7 protein-coding genes are annotated in these 19,017 nt (G+C 72.5%); 4 read left to right on the top strand and 3 right to left on the bottom strand.

Translation table 11 applies throughout. The features are described from left to right. Positions 1-98 precede the first annotated feature (98 nt). The gene (locus ACFWYW_RS23575) at positions 99-542 is read left to right on the top strand and encodes a MarR family winged helix-turn-helix transcriptional regulator (protein ID WP_379612665.1); all 444 of its coding nucleotides are present in this window, start codon (positions 99-101) and stop codon (positions 540-542) included. A gap of 24 nt (positions 543-566) precedes the next feature. Then, the gene (locus ACFWYW_RS23570) at positions 567-1,994 is read left to right on the top strand and encodes an MFS transporter (protein WP_379612664.1); all 1,428 of its coding nucleotides are present in this window, start codon (positions 567-569) and stop codon (positions 1,992-1,994) included. Here the strand turns inward: ACFWYW_RS23570 and ACFWYW_RS23565 are convergent, their stop codons facing one another. Further along, complete coding sequence (locus ACFWYW_RS23565) at positions 1,995-3,338, bottom strand: transaminase (RefSeq protein WP_379612663.1); 1,344 nt, start codon at positions 3,336-3,338, stop codon at positions 1,995-1,997. A 191-nt stretch (positions 3,339-3,529) separates the two neighbouring features. Here ACFWYW_RS23565 and ACFWYW_RS23560 point away from each other — a divergent pair, with 191 nt between their 5' ends. Beyond that, on the top strand, positions 3,530-4,003 hold the full coding sequence (locus ACFWYW_RS23560; RefSeq protein ID WP_379612662.1) for an Lrp/AsnC family transcriptional regulator: 474 nt from the start codon (positions 3,530-3,532) through the stop codon (positions 4,001-4,003). A 13-nt stretch (positions 4,004-4,016) separates the two neighbouring features. Here ACFWYW_RS23560 and ACFWYW_RS23555 read toward each other — a convergent pair whose 3' ends face one another. Both ACFWYW_RS23555 and ACFWYW_RS23550 read right to left on the bottom strand, forming a co-directional pair. Then, positions 4,017-7,076: an amino acid adenylation domain-containing protein gene (locus ACFWYW_RS23555; RefSeq protein WP_379612661.1), complete on the bottom strand. Its 3,060-nt coding sequence runs from the start codon at positions 7,074-7,076 to the stop codon at positions 4,017-4,019. Then, positions 7,067-13,351, bottom strand: a complete 6,285-nt coding sequence (locus ACFWYW_RS23550) for an amino acid adenylation domain-containing protein (RefSeq protein WP_379612660.1) — start codon at positions 13,349-13,351, stop codon at positions 7,067-7,069. The genes ACFWYW_RS23555 and ACFWYW_RS23550 overlap by 10 nt, the downstream gene beginning before the upstream one ends. 333 nt (positions 13,352-13,684) lie before the next feature. On the opposite strand from ACFWYW_RS23550, the gene ACFWYW_RS23545 reads away from it, so the two are divergent. Next, positions 13,685-18,994: an SDR family NAD(P)-dependent oxidoreductase gene (locus tag ACFWYW_RS23545; protein ID WP_379612659.1), complete on the top strand. Its 5,310-nt coding sequence runs from the start codon at positions 13,685-13,687 to the stop codon at positions 18,992-18,994. The last annotated feature ends 23 nt before the right edge of the window (positions 18,995-19,017 follow it).

Raw genomic sequence — 19,017 nt, 5'->3', positions numbered from 1 at the left:
AGTGCTTTAATCATATGGGGAGTGTAGCTACTTTCTCGCCATCCGCAATGGGGCAATTTAGGCTGTGGCCGATCAAGGACGCAGTGTGAAGGAGAGACATGGACATGGGTATGGACGCCGACCTGCTCGCCGCCGTCCGGACGATCGTCCGCCTGGCCCGCATCGCCCAGCAGGCGTGCGAGGAGGGCGGTCTGACCATGCCGCAGTACCGGGCCCTGACCAGTGCGGCCGCCGGCCGGCAGCGGGCCTACGAGCTGGCCAGGTACACGGCTGTCAGCCGGCCGGCCATCTCCGCCCTCACCAACGGAATGGTCAAGAGCGGCCTGATCGAGCGCGGCGGGCTGGCCTCCGACGGACGTGGCGTGGTCTTCGACGTCACCCCGCGCGGGCACGAGGTTCTGGCGACCGTGAACCGCCTGCTCGTCGAGCGCTTCCAGGAAGTGCTCGGCGACGCGCAGGAGGCCCTGAAGGTGCTCGACAGCGAGGCTCTCGAGGAGGCGCTCGACGAGCAGGCCGACAAGGACTTCGGTCCGGCCAAGTAGTGCGTGTGTCCATATAGTTAAGGCATGGAACTAGATGCTCCCTCCTCCCGGCTGTCCGAGCGCGAGATCCTGAAGGCGCTGGCCGGGCTGCTGCTCGCCTTGTTCTCCGCCGTGTCCAGCACGCTGATCGTCACCAACGCCGTGCCGTCGATCGTGGCCGCCCTCGGCGGAAGCCAGGCGCAGTACACCTGGCTCGTGGCGACCTCCCTGCTCACGATGACCGTCAGCATCCCCCTGTGGGGCCGGCTGGCCGACCAGTTCGACAAGCGCAAGGTCGTGCAGGCGGCGCTCGCCCTGTTCGCCGCCGGGTCGGTGGCGGCCGGGACCTCCCCCACCATCGAGATGCTCATCGGCATGCGAGCCGTGCAGGGCATCGCGATGGGCGGGTTACTGGCGACGGCCCAGGCCATCGTGGCCGGCATCGTGCCGCCGCGGCAGGGCGGGCGCTACGGCGGCTACATCGCCACCGTGATGGCCCTCGGCACCCTGTGCGGGCCGCTGATCGGCGGGGCGATCGTCGACACCGCCTGGCTGGGCTGGCGCTGGTGCTTCTTCGTGGTGGTCCCCTTCGCCATCGTGAGCCTGGTCATCCTGAACCGGTACCTGCGCGTGCCCTGGGTCCGGCGCAAGGCCCGCGTCGACTACCTCGGCGCGCTGCTGACCACCGTGACCGCCATGACTCCCGCGGTGTGGGTGACCTTCGCCGGCCGCGCCTACCCGTGGTGGTCCTGGCAGAGCGCCGCGTGCCTGGCGGGCACGCTCGTCGCCGGCGTCCTTCTGTACCTCGCCGAACGGCGGCATCCCGACCCCGTCGTACCGCTGTCCCTGCTGCGCCTGCGCACCACGGCGCTGGCGATCGCCGGCAGCTCGGCGGTGGGGATGGTCATGTTCAGCTCGATCGTCTTCATCAGCCAGTACTTCCAGCTCGCCCGCGGCTACTCGCCGACCGAGGCCGGGCTGCTGTGCATGCCCATGATGGTGAGCACCACGCTCGCCACGCTCGGCTCCGGTCACCTCATCACCCGGTTCGGACGCTGGAAGGGCTTTCTGGTGGGCGGCTCCGCCGCGCTGGCCGCCGGCCTGGCGTTGCTGGCGGTCCTCGGCTCGGGGCCGCCCACCTGGTACGTCGTCGCATCGACCATCCTCGTGGGTCTCGGCATCGGGGTCGTGATGCAGAACTATGTGCTCGCCGTCCAGAACAGCGCGCCCGCCGACCGCGTCGGCGCGGCGAGCGCGTCGGTGTCGTTCTTCCGCTCGCTCGGCGGGGTGATGGGCATGTCCGTGCTGGGCGCGATCGTCACCCACGCCGTGGACGCCGCCCGGGGGTACGGCCCGGCCGTACGGGATGCCTATGCCGGGGCGACGGGAACCGTCTTCGCCGTCTCGGCCGGGCTGGCGGTGGTCAGCCTGCTGGCCGCGCTGGCGATCAAGGCGGTTCCCCTGCGCACCTGATCAGCCGGGCAGCCCGGCGACCGCGGCGCCGAGGATCTCCAGGTGCAGATCGACGTCGGCCTCGGTGGTGTCCGGGCACATCAGGGCCATGTTGTGGAAGGGCGTCAGCATCACGCCCCGGTTGAGCAGGTACAGGTGGAGGTAGTCCTCAAGCCCGGCGTCGGTGGACAGGTAGGACTCGGTGCCGTTGCGCGGCCCCGGCGTCATGAACCGGTACTCCGAGCGCGCGCCGAGCTGGGTCACCACCCACGGCAGCCCGTTGGCGTCGATGAGCCGCCGGACGCCCTCGGTGTAGCGGCCCGACAGGGCGATCATCCGGTCGTAGGCGCCCTCGGTGAGCACCTCGCCGAGGGTCGCCCGCGCCGCCGCCATCGACAGCGCGTTGCCGGCCAGCGTGCCGCCGACGCCGCCGGTGTCGACCAGGTCGAGGTCGCCGCGCCCCAGCAGCCGTCCGGCCAGTTCGCCGGTCAGCCCGTAGGCGCCGATGGGCAGCCCGCCGGCGATCGCCTTGCCGACGGTCACGATGTCGGGCCGCAGCCCCCACGCCCTGGTGCAGCCGCCCGGTCCCGCCGAGACGGTGTGCGTCTCGTCGTTGATCAGCAACGTCCCCGCCCGCCTGGTCAGCTCGCGGACCGCGGCCAGATAGCCCGGCTCTGGCAGGACGATGCCCATGTTGGTCATGGCCGGCTCCATCAGCACGGCGGCCACGTCGCAGTGAGCCAGCTCCCGCTCCAGCGCCTCCACGTCGTTGAACTCGACCACCCGGCTGGTCCGCGTCACGTCGTAGGGCGCGCCCACGTTGCCCGGACGCGGCACCGGGCCGTCCGGCCCGGTCACGATGAACGACTCGTCCACGCTGCCGTGGTAGCTGAAGCTCATCACCAGCACCCGCGGCCGCTCGGTCACCGCGCGGGCCAGCCGCAACGCCCACCGGTTCGCGTCGGTGGCGGTCAGGGCGAAGCTCCACCGGCTGAGGCCGAACCTGCGCGACAGCTCCTCGGCCACGGCCGCGGCGTCCTCGGTCGGCATCATCGTGGTGGCGCCACCCAGCTCGGCGTAGCGCCTGCTCACCGCCTCGACCGTGGCCGGGGGCGAGTGCCCGGCCATCGCCCCGGTGTCTCCCAGGCAGAAGTCGGCCAGTTCATGGCCGTCGGCGTCCCACACCCGCGCCCCGGAGGCACGGTCCAGGTACAGCGGGAACTCCGCGGCCGACTTGGCCATCCAGGTCATCGGCACCCGGCCCAGCAGATGGTCCGCGCGCTCGTGCGCGGCGCGCGATCGGGGGTTGCGGGCGGCGTAGGCGGCCCGTTCCTTGGCCAGCGGTTCGCCCAACAGGTCGCTCATCGTGACTGCCTCCTATGGATGAGACAGTCATTCTGTACACCGGGTCGCGAAGTTTTCAAGCTTTTCGCTGGCACTTCGGTTCTGGGCAAGCCAATCGCTTGCCGAGTTCAGTATGGGGAAGCGATACGATCGAAGGGCCGGCGATGCCGTACGGTTGGACCCGCAGTGAAGATCAGCGTGGGAGGCGCCGCGTGGCCGAGGACAACCGGGCACACCAGGTCGAACTCGACGAGATCGACAAGTCGATCATCCGGGTTCTCCAGGTGGACGGCCGCATGCCGTACTCCAAACTGGGGCCGGAAGTGGGGCTGTCCCGCGCCGCGGTACGCCAGCGGGTGCAGCGGCTCCTCGACAACGGCGTCATCGAGGTGGTCGCCGTCTCCGAGCCGTTCAAGATGGGCTTCAACGTCCAGGCCATGATCGGGATCAACGCGGACGGCGACCTGCGGGCGGTCGCCGCGGCGTTGTCGGAGGTCGACCAGATCGTGTACGTGGTGCTGTCGTCCGGGCGCTACGACATCCTCGTCGAGGTCATCGGGCGCGACTCGGCCGAACTGCTGACCATCCTGAACGACGTCGTCCGGCGGGTTCCCGGCGTGCGCAGCACGGAGCTGTTCACCTACATGAAGATCGAGAAGGTCACGTACTCCTGGGGCGCGCTGTGACGTAGACCTGACCTCACCCCTCCATCAGCGCCGCCGCCTCCTCCTCCGACAACTGGTCGATCTCCGCCGCCAGGTGCGCCTCCACCGCCGCCGCCAGCCGGCGGACCGTCCGGGTCAGGAACAGCGTGTTGAGCGGCAGCTCGATCTCCAGCTCCGAGCAGATCCTGGCCACGACCCGGGTGCCGAGCATCGAGTGGCCGCCGAGGTCGAAGAAGTCGTCGTCGATGCCGAACGCGTGCCTGCCCAGGACGCCGGCCCAGACGTCGTGGACCAGTTCCTCCGCGGCCGTCTCCGGGGTGGCGGGTGCGGCGGTGGCGGGGGCGGTCCGCGGGGAGGGGAGGGCGGCGCGGTCGAGCTTGCCGTTGGGGAGCTTCGGGAAGTGGCCGACCGGCACGTAGAGGCTGGGGACCATGGTGGGCGGCAGGCGGTCCTGGAGGTAGCCGCGCAGCTCGGCCAGCGGGGCCCGGTCGTCCACGTAGGCGACGAGGGCACGGCCGCCGGGGGCGTCGTCGCGGACGGCGGCAACCGCGCGGGTGACGCCGGGGTGGGTGGTGAGGGCGGTTTCGACCTCGCCCAGTTCGATGCGGACGCCGCGGACCTTCACCTGGTCGTCCGCCCGGCCGACGAATTCGAGGGTGCCGTCGGGCCGGCGGCGGACCAGGTCGCCGGTGCGGTAGAGGCGGCCGCCGGCCGTACCGAAGGGGTCGGGGACGAAGCGGGCGGCGGTCAGGGACGGGCGGCGGTGGTAGCCGCGGGCCAGGCCGTCGCCGCCCAGGTAGAGTTCGCCGACCACGCCGGGCGGGAGCGGGTCGAGGCCGGGGCCCAGGACGTAGGACGTGGTGTTGGCCACGGGGCGGCCGATCGAGACGGCCGTGTCCTCCGGGTGTACCCGGTGGGTGAGGGACCAGATGGTGGTCTCGGTGGGGCCGTACATGTTGTGGAGCTCGTTGGTCTTGCCCAGCAGGCGGCGGGCCAGGGGGAGGCCGAGGGGTTCGCCGCCGCTCAGGATCTTCGGCAGGCCGTCAGGGAGGTCGGCGACGATCTCCTCCAGGACGGACGGGGGCGCCTGGACGGTCGTCACGTCCGCCAGAAGCTTGGTGAGCTTGCCGTACGGCGGCGCCACCACGACCGCCCCTCCTCGGAGGAGCGGCCCGAAGAGTTCGAGTGCGGCGATGTCGAAGGAGAGCGGGGTCAGCAGCAGCACCCGCTCGGCCGCCGGGAACGCCAGGCTTTCGACCAGGTTCACCACGCCCCGGTGCGGGACCATGACGCCCTTGGGCACGCCGGTGGAGCCGGAGGTGTAGATCACGTAGGCGAGGTGATCGAGCGTGACGGCCGGCAGCGGATGGTGGTCCGGAACCTCTTCGCCCAGGTCGGTCAGCAGGGCGACGCAGGGAAGGCGGTCGGCCAGTTCCGGGGTGGTGAGCGCGAGCTCGGTCCCGGAGTCCTCGAGCATGAGGCGCAGCCGGTCGGCCGGGTAGCGGGGGTCGAGGGGGACGTAGCAGGCGCCGGACTTCAGCACGGCCAGCAGGGCGATCACGAGGTCGGCGCCGGGCGGGAGGCAGACCGCGACCGGGGACTCGATTCCCACGCCGCGGGAGACGATCGTCCTGGCGAGGACGTCGGCGCGGGCGTCCAGCTCGGCGTAGGTCAGCGTGCGGTCCTCGTGCGGGACGATCACCGCGGGGGCGTCCGGCGTCTCGGCGGCGCGGGCCGCCACGAGATCGTGAAGGGGCCGCGACGGGTACGGCAGCCGCGGCCCGTGCCAGGCGCCGGCCACCTCGGCACGGCGGGAGGCGGGCATGAGCGGCAGGCGCGACAGCGGCAGGGACGGGTCGGCGGTGGCGGCGTCGAGCAGGGCGAGGTATCCCTCAGCGAGCCCGGCGATCGTGGCCGGGTCATAGAGGTCGGTGCTGTACTCCAGCCACCCGCTCATGTCGCCCCGCGCGTTCTGCAACTCCAGCGTGAGGTCGGTCTTGGTGGTCCCGGTGCCGATCTGGCCGCGTACGTCGAAGGGGAGCTGGTTGAAGGCGACCTGGTAGAGCGGGGTGCGGGCGGGGTCGCGGGGCGGGTTGAGCGCGCCGACGATGCGGGCGAAGGGCACGTCCTGGTGTTCGAGCGCCTCCAGGACGGTGGTGCGCACGCGGTCCAGGGCTTCGCCGAAGGCGGGGTCGCCGCCCAGGTCGGTGCGGAGGGGCAGGGTGTTGACGAACATGCCGATGAGCGGGTTGAGCTCGTCCTGGTCGCGGCCGGCCACGGGTGAGCCGATCACCACGTCGTGCTGGCCGCTCCAGCGGGCGAGCAGGGCGGCGTAGGCGGTGAACAGCACCATGAAGGGGGTGGCGCCGCGGCTCCTGGCCAGCGCCGCCACCCGCGCCGTCAGCTCGGCCGGCACGGTGAACGGGTGGTTGGCTCCGGCGTAGCCGAGTTCGGCGGGGCGGGGGTGGTCGGCGGGCAGTTCGAGGGGGGCCGATCCGGCCAGGCGCCGGCTCCAGTAGGCCAGGTCGGTCTCGAAGCCCTGCTCGCGCTGCCAGACGGCGTAGTCGGCGTACTGGACGGTCAGCTTGGCGAAGCGGGGGGCACGTTGCTCGCGCAGCGACAGGTACGCCTCGGTGAGGTCGGCGCTGAAGATCTCCGCGGACCACGCGTCGTAGATGGCGTGGTGGAAGACCTGGACGAGCCGCCACCGGCCGCCGCCGAGCTTGACCAGCCTGGCCCGCCACAGCGGCGCCCGGTCGAGGGCGAACGGCTCGGCGGCGTCGCGCGCGGCCAGCGCCGCCAAAGACGCCTCGTCGCCGGTCAGGTCCGTGTAGGCCGGCCGTACCGGGATCTCGGGTGCGATGAGCTGCATGACCTGCTCCTCGCGCAGCTCGAAGCGGGTGCGCATCGGCTCGTGCCGCTCGGTCACCAGCCGGAGCGCCCGCTCCATGAGCGCCGGGTCGACGTCGCCGAGCCGTTCCAGCCGGGAGATGCCCGCGATGTTGTAGAGAGGCAGGCCGGGCAGCAGCGTGGTGAGGAACCAGACCCGTTCCTGCGCGGAGGAGGCGGGGAAGGCGTCTTCGGTCACAGGCATGCGCGAATCTCCCGGGTGATCGGCTCCAGCGCGCTGACCTCGCCGAGGGTGGCCAGCCAGTGCCATTGGTCCAGCGCGTGGTAGAGCCGGTAGAAGGCCAGCCGCTCGGCCCAGTCGCCGGGCAGCGTGCCGTACCCGTCCAGGAGGGCGCGGCGGCGGGCGGGGTCGTCCTTGACCGCGAAGTAGTCGGTGCGGGCCAGGTCCATGAGGGGGTCGCCGGCGAGCGCGTTCTCGACGTCGATGACGCCGGTCAGTTCCCATCGCCCGTCGTGCTCGTCGGCCATGACGTTGCGCTCGTGGAAGTCGTGGTGGAGCAGGACGGGGGTGGCGCAGCGCGCCAGCAGGTGACGGTCGGCGCGCACGCGGGCGACGAGCGCCGCGTGCACGTCGGGGTCGCCGCCGAACTCGGCGAACCGGGCGACCTTGAGGTCGAACTGGCCGCCGAGGTAGGCGTCGTTCGTGGGTTCCTGGACCCCGTCCAGCGGGCCGTACGCGGTGAGTTCGACGCTGTGCACGGCCCGCAGCACGCGGCCCATCTCGCGGTAGAGCCGTTCGACGGTCGCGGCGTCGAGGGCGGCGGAGACCTGCGAGAGCGGCCGGCCGGGGATCTTCGTCATCACCAGGTACGCCTGGGGCAGGTCACGCTTGGAGTCGTCGGCCAGGACCACGCTGGGCGCCGCCGCCCCGGTGCGGGCGAGCAGCTCGTACACCCGCTGTTCCTTGCGCATGCGGTCGGTGAACAGGCCGGGATACAGCTTGAAGATCAGCTCGCGGCTGGGCGTCCTGACCTCGTACACCGCGCTGATCTCGCCGCCGGTGCGCAGCAGGACCCGCTCGACCGGCTCCCCGAGCAGGCCCGCCGCCGTGTCCGCGCTCAGCGGCATGGTCAGCGCCTTGGCGAAGGCGGGCGCGCTCCAGGCGAGGCTGACGGTGTTGCCCGCGCCGGCCTGCAGCGCCCGCGCACCGACGAGGTCGTCGGGATCGGCTTCCGGCACCTCCCGGTCGAACCTGGCAAGGAGCGGGATCCGCATCGACACCAGCGCGTGTACGGCGATGCCCAGGCCGAGCAGGACGTACATGAACCCGATGCCGCGCCCGGGTCCCACCCCGATCACCGCGCCGACGGTGGCGGCCAGCGCGCCGTCCGGCATGAGCAGCGGCTCCAGCACCCGCTCGCCCAGCGGCGCGACCACGGCCATGCCGACCGGCAGCGTGGACCAGGAGATCATCTGGTTGAACGCCATCACCCGGCCGTGGAAGCGCTGCGGCACCTTCACATGGATGATCGTCATGAAGACGCCGTTGACCACCGACAGGCTGCACCACAGCCCGAACGCGCCGAGCCCGACGGTCAGCGGCGAGGCGTACGCTCCGGTGACGACGGCGAACAGGCTGAGCGCCAGCGTGCCGAGCAGCACGGCGCGCATGCGGCGCCGGCGCGGCCCGCCCCACAGCGCGACGATCATGCCGCCGAGGGTGGCGCCCAGGCCGCCGACGAACGCGATGCGCCCGGCGGTGCCGAGGTCGGAGAACGACAGCACCAGCGGCGAGATCGACATCAGCACCGCGGCCAGCATGACGTTGAGCACGGCGAAGTAGAGCAGCGCGGCCCGCAGGTGCCGGTTGCCCAGCGACATGCGGAACCCGCCGGCGATCTCGGCGGCCAGTGTCTCGCGCCGCTCCAGCCCGAGGGTGGCGGGGAAGCGGATGACGGCCAGCGCGCCCAGCATCACGCAGAAGCCGGCGACGTTGATCGCCAGGATGCCGCTCAGGCCGACGCCGGCCAGGAGCGCCACGGCCAGGAGCGGGGCGACGAACTGGGAGGTGCCCAGGAGCATCTGCACCACGCCGGCCGCGTGCCCGAGGTAGCGCTTGGGCACGAGCTGCGGCAGCGCCGCGGAGTAGGCGAGCCGCTGGAAGACCATCATGACCGAGAGCGCCGCGACGAGCGGATAGATGTGCCAGGTGGCCAGGGCGCCGGTCCACAACAGCGCGCCGAAGATCAGCTGCACGCCGCCGGCGAGGCTGTTGCCCAGGGCCATCATCGCGCGTTTGCCCGACCGGTCGACGATCGCGCCGAGGAGCGGGGCGGCCAGGACGCCCGGCATGATCGCCAACGCGACCAGGAGGGCGAAGTTCAGCAGGGATCCGGTCGTGGTGTACACCCAGATCGGGATCGCGAAGTCGGTGATCGCGGTGCCGACCAGGGCGACGAGCTGGGCGGCCGACACGCTCAGGAAGCGCCGCATGCTCGGGGGCGGCGCGTGCTTCTCCTTTTCCGGCGAGGCGGTCTCCTCGACCCACCACCGGGCGGCCGGCCCCCTCGCGGAGCGGTTCAGCGCGGCGGCCGAGCCGTACTCCATCGCGATGTGCGTGTTGGTGAGGACCTGGGCGAGGTCGTCCGCGCGGTACTTCAGGTAGTAGTGGCCGGCCTCGCTGAGGACGACGAGCGCGGTGGTGGGCGACAGGAACTGCCACTCCCGGTAGCGCTCGCGGTAGTAGTCGGTCGCCGGGTCCTGCTCGCCGACGACCGCGATCACCGGCGCGCGCAACGGCTCCGCCCGCTCGCCGAGCATGCGGGTGAACGACTCCTCCGCGATCAGCGTGTCCCGGCGCTGGTTGCGGACCATGAACGTGACCTGCTCCTCGTCCAGGCCGGAGATGTCGTTGCCCATGGCCTTCATGCGGTTCTCATAGGTACGGTCGCCGCGCAGCCGGTCGGAGCGCAGCAGCCTGCCCAGGGGCCCGGCGACGCGGCCCTGCGGCCGGGCGAAGGGGAAGATGGCGCCGATGTAGACGGCCTCCAGGTCGCGCCCCGCGGCCTCCAGGCGCCGGGCGACCTCGGCGGTGACGGCGCCACCGATGCCGCAGTGGCCGTACAGGGCGATCGGGCCCTCGATGCCGTCGAGGATCTCGCGCACGCATTGGCCGATGACCTCGTCCAGGGGCATCACCGGCTCGTCGGGGCGTCCGGGGTCGTGGCCGGGGAAGGCCATGGAGTACAGCGCGCACTCCTCCGGCAGGGCGTCGGCCAGCGGCTGGTAGACCAGGGCGCTGCCGCCGCCGTAGGGGAAGCAGACGAGCGTGAGCGCGGGCGTGGTACGCGAGCGCGTGAGGCGGTGCAGGAGCTCGCGCGGCGTGTCCTCGTCCGGGGCGGGGCCCTCGATGAGCTCGGCCAGCGCCCGCACGGTGGAGTTCCTGAACAGGTCCATGACGCCGACCGAGCGCCCTTCGACCGGCGCGAGCAGCTTGCGCAGCCTGGCCACGACCTGGATGGCGACCAGGGAGTGCCCGCCGATCTCGAAGAAGTCGTCGTCGGCCCGGATGTCGCTCAGGCCGAGCAGTTCGCCCCAGATCCCGGCGACGGCGATCTCGGCCGGGGTGGTGGGCGGGGCGCCGGCTCCGGCGGTCCGGGTGGGGGCGGGCAGCGCGGCGCGGTCCACCTTGCCGTTGGGGCTGAGGGGCAGCGCGTCCATGGTCACGTACGCGCCGGGCACCATGTGGTCGGGCAGGATCTCCTTCAGCGCCGCCCGGAGGCCGGTGTCCGGGGCGTCGGTGACGACGTAGGCCACCAGTCCGTCCGCGCCGGCGACGACGAGCGCCTCGCGCACGCCCGCCCGCTCGCGCAGCACGGCCTCGATCTCGCCCAGCTCCACCCGCTGGCCGCGGATCTTGACCTGGTTGTCCAGCCGGCCGAGGAACTCCACGGCGCCGTCGCGCCGTACCCGGGCCAGGTCGCCGGTGCGGTACAGGCGTGCACCCGGCGGGCCGTAGGGGTCGGGCACGAAGCGGCCGGCGGTCAGCGCGGGCCGGTCGTGGTAGCCGAGGGCGACCTGGACGCCGCCGATGTGCAGCTCGCCGGGCACGCCGGACGGCACCGGCCGCAGCCGCGCGTCGAGGACGTGGATGCGGGTGTTCTGTACCGGATGGCCGATCGGGATCCGGCTCTCGCCGGGCGCGCACCGCCAGGCGGTGACGTCGACGGCGGCCTCGGTGGGGCCGTAGAGGTTGTGCAGTTCGGTGTCCGGCAGGCGCTCGAAGAACCGGGCGGCGACGGCCGGCGGCAGCTCCTCGCCACTGCAGATGACCCTCTTCAGCGAGGCGCAGCCCTCGACGCCCTCCTCCTCCAGGAAGGCGGCGAGCATCGACGGCACGAAGTGCATGGTCGTCACGCCGCTGCCGATGATCAGGTCACGCAGGTAGGCGGTGTCGCGGTGCCCGCCCGGCTCGGCCACCACGAGACGGGCGCCGGTGACGATCGGCCAGAAGAACTCCCAGACGGAGACGTCGAAGCCCGCGGGCGTCTTCTGCATGACCACGTCCGCGCCGGTCAGGCCGAAGCGGCGCTGCATCCAGTCCAGGCGGTTGACGATGGCGGCGTGCGTGTTGGGCACGCCCTTGGGCCGGCCGGTCGAGCCGGAGGTGTAGATCATGTAGGCGGGGTGGGCCGAGGTCGGCGGCGTGTCCGTCGCCGGGAGGGGCGCGAGGGCCGTCTCCTGCGGCAGCAGGATCGCCGCCCGCGCGTCCCGCAGCATGAAGTCCAGGCGCTCCTGCGGATAGTCGGGGTCCAGCGGCACGTAGGCGGCGCCCGCCCTGACCACGGCCAGCAGGCTCACGACCAGGTCGAGCGAACGTTCCATGCCCACCGCGACCCGGGTCCCCGGCCCCGCGCCCCGTTCGCGCAATCGCCCGGCCAGCAGGGCCGAGCGCCGCTCCAGCTCGGCGTAGGTGAGGCGCTGCCGGCCGTACTCCAGGGCGATGGCGCCGGGCGTGCGGGCGGCCTGCTCCTCGAACAGCCCGCCCAGCGTCTTCTCTCCGGGGTACGGCTCGCGCGGCCCCTCGGCCAGCGCCAGGAGTTTTTCGTGTTCCCGCGGGGTCAGCATCTCCAGGTCCGACACCCGCGTGTCCGGCCCGGCGACGGCGGCGCGCAGCAGGGTGGTGAACCGGGCGCCGAACTCCTCGACCGTGACCGGGTCCAGCAGGTTCCGGTTGTAGACGAACAGCGCGTCGAGCCCGTCGTCCCGCTCGGTCAGGAACAACTCCAGCTCGTAGGGCGCCGCCTTCGCGGTCAGCGGGTACGGCTCCGCCGCCAGCCCCGGCCAGGCGAAGCTGTCCTCGTCGTAGCTCTGCAGGGCGAGCGCGGCCTGGAAGACGGCGGTGCGCGAGACGTCCCGGGTGTGCCCCAGCTCCCCGACGAACTGCTCGAAGGGCAGCCGCTGGTGGGTGAAAGCGTCCAGGGTGTTCCGCCTGACCCGGGTGAGCAGTTCGGTGAAGGTGGGGTCGCCGTCCAGGTCGGCGCGCATGGCCAGCATGTTGACGAACATGCCGATGAGGGGTTCGAGCTCGCTGCGCGGGCGCCCGCCGACCGGCGTGCCGACGGCGAAGTCGGTCTGCCCGCTGTGACGGCCGAGCAGTACCTGGTAGGCGGCCAGCACGACCATGTAGAGCGTCGCGTCGTGCTCCCTGGCCAGGCGGCCGGCGGCGGCCAGCAGGTCGGGGCCGAGCCGGAAGGAGTGGGAGGCGCCGTCGAAGGTGGCCACGGCGCCGCGCCGGCCGTCGATGGGCAGGTCGATGGGTGGCACGCCGGCCAGCCGTTCGCGCCAGTAGGCCAGGTCGGCCCGGTCGGCCGGGCGGGTGCGCTGCCAGAGGGCGAAGTCGGCGTACTGCAGGGCCAGTTCGGGCGGGGTCTCGCCGGCGTAGAGGGTGCGCAGTTCCCCGGCCAGGATCTCCAGCGACCATCCGTCACCGGCGATGTGGTGGAGCGTCACCAGCAGGATGTGGTCGTCCTCGGCGAGGCGGACGAGCGCGGCGCGTACGGGCGGTTCGGTGGCGATCACGAAGGGGCGGGCGAGTTCGGCGCCCAGGAGGTCGCGGGCGTGCGCCTCGTCGGTGGCGGCCAGCCGCCGCAACTCGACGTGTCCGATATCGGACACCTCCACGCGGGGCCTGCCGTCCGCGTCGGCCGGAAATCGGGTGCGCAAAATCTCGTGCCTGGCCACGACCGTATTAAGGGCTTGGTGAAGTCGTTCATCATCGAGGCTGCCGCGCAGCCGCAGGACGAAAGGGATGGTGTAGGCGGCTGTTCCTGGAGCGAATTGCTCCATGAACCACAGGCCCTCTTGGGCATAGGACAAGGGGATCTCGGCACCCGGCTCGCGCCGCGGGATGCCCGCTGACTTGCCGGTGGACCGGCGGCGGAGGCGTTGCTCCAGCAGAGCTCGCTTGGTGTCGGAAAGCTGGATTTCGTCTGAGGACAGCCCCGCCGAGGATGTCACCACTGCCTCACTTTCTCGGTGAACGCCACATTAAACGAGATTCATACACATTCACCACAGGCCTGACAATCACTACTTTCTGTCACGCCCTTTATCGGTTTTGTATGCGGCCGAAATCGGCGTTGACTTGGAATTATGTCCTTGGCTATAAGGATTTATCCGGACTCTAGAGAATGCCGCTCACCGCGACCCGAGACGCGCCGCCGCGTCGTCCCCCATATCGCCGTCGACGAGAAGTTCTTCGACGGCCACAGCACCACCTCCGGTTCCGGCCGCGCCCGGCCGATCGCCGCAAGCCGTGCCCGGACCAGGCCCACAAGGAAAGAGTGAGACATGACCGAACCGACGGTCGAGCCCATCGCAGTCGTCGGGCTGGCCTGCCGGCTGCCCGGCGCGGGGGATGTGCCGCAGTTCTGGCGCAACCTCGTGGACGGCGTGGAGTCTGTGCGTTTCTACAGCCGGGATGAGCAGGCCGAACTCGGCGTGCCCGGCTACCTGCTGGACGACCCCGGCTTCGTCCGGGCCGCGTCCGTCGCCGCCGACTACGGCGCACTCGACGCCGCCTTCTTCGGCATGTCGCCACGGGAGGCCGAGCTGCGCGACCCGCAGCAGCGCCTCTTCCTGGAGCTGGCGCACACCGCGCTGGAGGACGCGGGCTACGACCCGGCCCGCTACGACGGTGAGATCGGCGTGTACGGGGCCATCGGCTCCGACGAGTACCAGTGGCTCTACATCCGGCGCGACCGCAAGACCCACGCCTCGGCCGGCAACCTCGCCGTCTACGTGGGCAACCACCCCGACTACCTGGCCACGTTCGTCTCCTACAAGCTCGACCTGCGCGGCCCCAGCCTGACCCTGCACACCGCCTGCTCCTCCTCGCTGGTGGCCGTGCACGTGGCCTGCGAGGCGTTACGCGGCGGCGAGTGCGACATGGCGCTGACCGGCGGCGCCTCCTTCGAGCTGCCGCCGGAGTGGGGGTACCTGTACCACCAGGACGGCATCTACTCGCCCGACGGCCACTGCCGCGCCTTCGACGCCTCGGCCCAGGGCACCATCTGGGGCGGCGGGGGCGGCATCGCCGTACTCAAGAGACTGTCCGACGCCGTCGCCGACGGCGACCACATCCGCGCGGTCATCCGCGGCAACGCCATCAACAACGACGGCTCCTCGAAGGCCGGTTTCTCCGCGCCCAGCTCCGAGGGACAGGCCGGGGCGGTCGCGGGCGCGCTCGCGGTCGCCGGCATCGACCCGCGCACGATCACGTACGTGGAGGCGCACGGCACCGGCACCTCCGTCGGCGACCCGATCGAGGTGAGCGGGCTGAGCTCGGTGTTCGGCCGGGACACCGACGACGCGGGCTGGTGCGCGATCGGCTCGGTCAAGACCAACATCGGCCACCTGGGTCCGGCCGCCGGCATCGCCGGGCTGACCAAGACGGTCCTGGCGATCGAGCACGGCAAGATCCCGCCCACGCTCAACTACGAGCGGCCCAACCCGCGCATCCCCTTCGGCGCCAACCCGTTCCACGTGGCGGCCGAGCTGACCGAGTGGAAGTCGAACGGCGTGCCCCGCCGCGCGGGCGTCAGCTCCTTCGGCATCGGCGGCACCAACGCCCACATCGTGCTAGAGGAGGCGCCGCCGCTCCCTCCGGCCGTGCGTGAGCACCGCGGTCACCACCTGCTGCGGCTGTCGGCCCGCACGCCGTCCGCGCTGGCCGCCATGACGGAACGGCTGGCCGCCCGGCTCGCCACCGAGGACCTCGACCTGGCCGACGTCGCGCACACCCTGCGGACCGGCCGCCGCCGGTTCAAGCACCGCGCGGTCGTGGTGGCGGGCAGCCACGAGGAGGCCGTACGGGCACTCGGCGACCAGCGGCGCCTGGTCAGGGGAGTGGCCGGCAACCCGCGCGTGGCCTGGCTGTTCCCCGGTCAGGGCGCCCAGTACGAGGGCATGGGCCGCGAGCTGTACCAGACGGAGCCGGTCTTCCGCGACGCCGTCGGCGAGTGCGCCCGGCTGCTCGGCTTCGACCCGCTCACCCACGACGCCGAGGCGCTGCGGCGCACCGAGCTCACCCAGCCCGCGCTGTTCACCATCGAGTACGCGCTGGCCCGGCTCTGGCGCTCGTGGGGCGTCGAGCCGGCCGCGATGATCGGCCACAGCATCGGCGAATACGTCGCCGCCACCGTCGCGGGCGTCTTCGACCTGCCCGGCGCGATCCGCCTGGTCGCCGCCCGCGGCCGGCTGATGCAGAGCATGCCGGCCGGCTCGATGCTGGCCGTCCGCCTGGACGAGCACGACGTACGGCCCGGCCTGCCCGACGGCCTGGTGATCGCCACCGTCAACGGCCCCGGCACCTGCGTGGTCGCGGGGCCGGAGAGCCTGGTCGCCGAGTACCGCGACCGGCTCACCGCGCAGGGCGTCACCTCGACCGCGTTACGCACCTCACACGCCTTCCACTCGCCGATGATGGACCCGATCGTGGGTGAGTTCCACCAGCTCGTCGCCGCCACCGAGCGCCGCGTGCCGGCGCTGCCGTTCCTGTCCAACGTGAGCGGCACCTGGATCACCCCCGCCGAGGCCGTCGACCCCGCCTACTGGGCTCGTCACCTGCGCGAACCGGTCCGGTTCGGCGACTGCGTGGCCGCGCTGGCGGCCGAGGGCGAGTGGCAGCTCGTCGAATGCGGCCCCGGCCGGCAGCTCTCCGGACTGATCAGGAGCCAGCTCCCGAAGACCGCGCCGAAGCCGCTCCCAAGCCTGCCCGGCCCCGCCGACTCCGGCTCCGACCTGCGGGTGCTGTACGCGGCGGCGGGCGCGCTCTGGGTCGCCGGCGCGCCGCTGGAGGTCCCCGGCGAGCCAGGCCGCCGGGTCCCGCTGCCCACCTACCCCTTCGAGCGCACCCGCCACTGGGTGCCGGTCCAGGCCGACCCCGAGCTGGTCTACCCAAGGTCGCCCAGGACCGGCGCGCTGCCGATCGAGCAGTGGTTCAGCCTGCCCGCCTGGCGGCAGACCCCGCGGCCCGTCGCCGGCGCACCGCTGGGGGAGCGCCTGCTCGTGTTCGCCGGGCCCGCGAGCGAGCCGCTGACGGCCGCGCTGCGCTCGGCCGGCGCCGAGGTGGTGACCGTCCGCAAGGGCGAGGCGTACGGCGCCGCCGGCGGCTCGTTCACCCTGCGCCCGGGTTCCCGGGAGGACTGCGAGCGCCTGCTGGCGGAGATCGGGACACCCGGGCACGTCGTCCACGCCTGGGCCCTGGACCCCGGCACCGCGCAGGAGGACGGCTTCTCCACCCTGCTGGCGTTGTTCCAGGCGCTGGCCCAGTCCGAGCGGGAGAACGAGGTCCGGCTCGACGTCGTCACCGAAGGCGCGCAGAACGTGCTCGGCCACGACGTTCGCCGGCCCGAGCACGCCACCGTGGCCGGCATCGCCAACGTGCTGCCGCTGGAGGCGCCGTGGTTGTCGGTGCGCCACATCGACGTGGAGTCGGCCGCCGGTGACCTGGACGCGCTGGTAGCCGAGCTGACCGACGCCGTGACCACGCCGGTCGTCCTGCGTTCTGGACGCCGGTGGACGTTGCACCACGAGGCCGTCGAGCTGCCGCCGTCCCCCGACCCGATGGCCGGGCTGCGCGACGGCGGCGTCTACGTGATCACCGGCGGCCTGGGCGGCATCGGGCTCACCCTCGCCGAGGACCTGGCCACGAGTACTCGCGGCGCGGTGGTCCTGCTCAGCCGTACCGGCACGCCCGGAGCGCGGGCGCGGGCGGCCATCGCGCGCATGGAGGCGGCCGGGGCCGGGGTGCTCGTGCTGGCGGCCGACGTGACCGACCCGGAGGCGCTGCGCCGGGCGCGCGCGAGCGCGCTGGAGCGCTTCGGCCGCGTGGACGGCCTGGTCCACGCCGCCGGGCTGCCCGGCGGCGGCATGGCCGAGGTCAAGGATCCCGCCGACGCCGCCCGTGTCATGGCGCCGAAGATCGCCGGGACGCGGGCGCTGCGCGACGTCTTCGGCGACCTGGACCTCGACTTCGTCATGCTCTGCTCGTCCGTCACCGCCGTGGCCGGCGGCTTCGGCCAGGTCGACTACTGCGCGGCCAACGCCTTCCTCGACGCCTACGCCGCCACCTGGCCCGGCCGGGTGCTGTCGGTCGACTGGGGCGCCTGGCTGGAGGTGGGCATGGCCGCCGAGGTCGAGGCGCCCAAGGTCTTCCGCGCGCTCCAGCGCGGCGACCGGACCAACCCCCTGGCGCATCCGCTGCTCACCGAGCTGCACGAGCCCGGCGACGGCCGCCCGGCCTGGTGCGGTGGCAGGCTCTCACCCGCCACCCACTGGGTGCTGGACGAGCACCGCCTGGCCGGCGTCCCCGTCATGCCCGGCACCGGCTACCTCGAGTGCGCCCGCTTCGCCTTCACCTCAGTGGTGCCCGCCCCCGGCCCGGAGCACGTGGTCGAGCTGCGCGACGTCGCCTTCACCGCGCCGCTGCCGGTGACCTCCTCCGCCGAGCTGCGGGTGCTGTTCACCGCGACCGGCGAGGGCGCCGACTTCGAGGTGGTCAGCGTCGCCGGCGGCGCCCCGCGTACCCATGTGAGGGGCAGCGCCGCCTGGGTGGCCGGCGCCGCCGCGAGCACGGCCGACCTCGCCGGGATCCGTGCCCGCTGCTCGTACGGCACGCGCACGGAGAACATGTTCGCCTCCGCCTCCGGCCTGGTCACCTTCGGCCCGCGCTGGCGCAGCCTGCGCTCGGTCGCCCAGGGGGCGGGGGAGGAGATCGCCCTGCTGGAGGCGGCGCCGGAGACCGCCGCCGAGCTCGGCCGCTACGGCCTGCATCCGGCGCTGCTCGACGAGGCCACCGCGTTCGTCAGCGCCGCCGGTGAGCACAGCTACCTCCCGCTCGGGTACGGCCGGCTCACCGTGCACGCGCCGCTGCCGGCCAGGGTGTGGAGCCACGCCGTACACCGGGAGGGCGGCGGCGAGGTGATCGCGGTGGACATCACGATGTACGACGACACCGGGCGGCCGGTCGTGGAGATCTCGGAGTTCGTGCTGCGGCGGGTGGACGTCGAGTCGGTCACCCAGAGCGTGGGGGAGGACGACGGGCAGCCGGAGGTGGCGGAGAAGTCGGCCGCCGCCGGGGTCGCGCTCGACCGCGAGGGCGCCCAGGCCGGCATCCTGCCCGCGCTGGGCGCCGAGGCCTTCCGCCGCCTGCTCGGGCACGCGGTCGGCACCCAGGTGGTGGTCAACGCCACGCCGCTGGCCGAGTTCGTGGCCGGGGTGCGTACGCTGACCAAAGAGACCCTGGAGGTGGCCCTTCCCGCGGGCGCCGCCGCCGAGGGCGGCGAGCAGGACGACACCGGCTACGTCGCGCCGCGGGACGAGGTGGAGGCCGCGCTGGCCGCGCTGTGGTCGGAAGTGCTGGGCACGCCTCGGGTCGGCATCGAGGACGACTTCTTCGAGCTGGGCGGCAACTCGCTGGTCGCGGTCCAGCTCATCTCGCTGATCCGCAAGAAGCTGGGCGTCCGGTTGCCGATGCGCAGCCTGTTCAGGGAGGCGACGGTGACCGGGATGGCCGCCCTGGTGGCACAGGCCAGGGCGGAGGGCGCCGCGCCGCGGTCCACCGGCATCACACCCCAGCCCAGGAACGCCCGCGGCTGAGCACCGTCCCGCACCCGCTCGCT

This window comes from Nonomuraea sp. NPDC059023 (assembly GCF_042740095.1).
Lineage (GTDB): Bacteria > Actinomycetota > Actinomycetes > Streptosporangiales > Streptosporangiaceae > Nonomuraea.
This window is presented reverse-complemented; position numbering and strand designations above follow the sequence as displayed.

Bases quoted from the DNA above. Each gene is read 5' to 3' on its own strand.
- ACFWYW_RS23575 (WP_379612665.1), top strand. From the start codon at position 99: ATGGACATGGGTATGGACGCCGACCTGCTCGCCGCCGTCCGGACGATC.
- ACFWYW_RS23555 (WP_379612661.1), bottom strand. From the start codon at position 7,076: ATGCCTGTGACCGAAGACGCCTTCCCCGCCTCCTCCGCGCAGGAACGG.
- ACFWYW_RS23545 (WP_379612659.1), top strand. From the start codon at position 13,685: ATGACCGAACCGACGGTCGAGCCCATCGCAGTCGTCGGGCTGGCCTGC.
- ACFWYW_RS23565 (WP_379612663.1), bottom strand. From the start codon at position 3,338: ATGAGCGACCTGTTGGGCGAACCGCTGGCCAAGGAACGGGCCGCCTAC.
- ACFWYW_RS23570 (WP_379612664.1), top strand. From the start codon at position 567: ATGGAACTAGATGCTCCCTCCTCCCGGCTGTCCGAGCGCGAGATCCTG.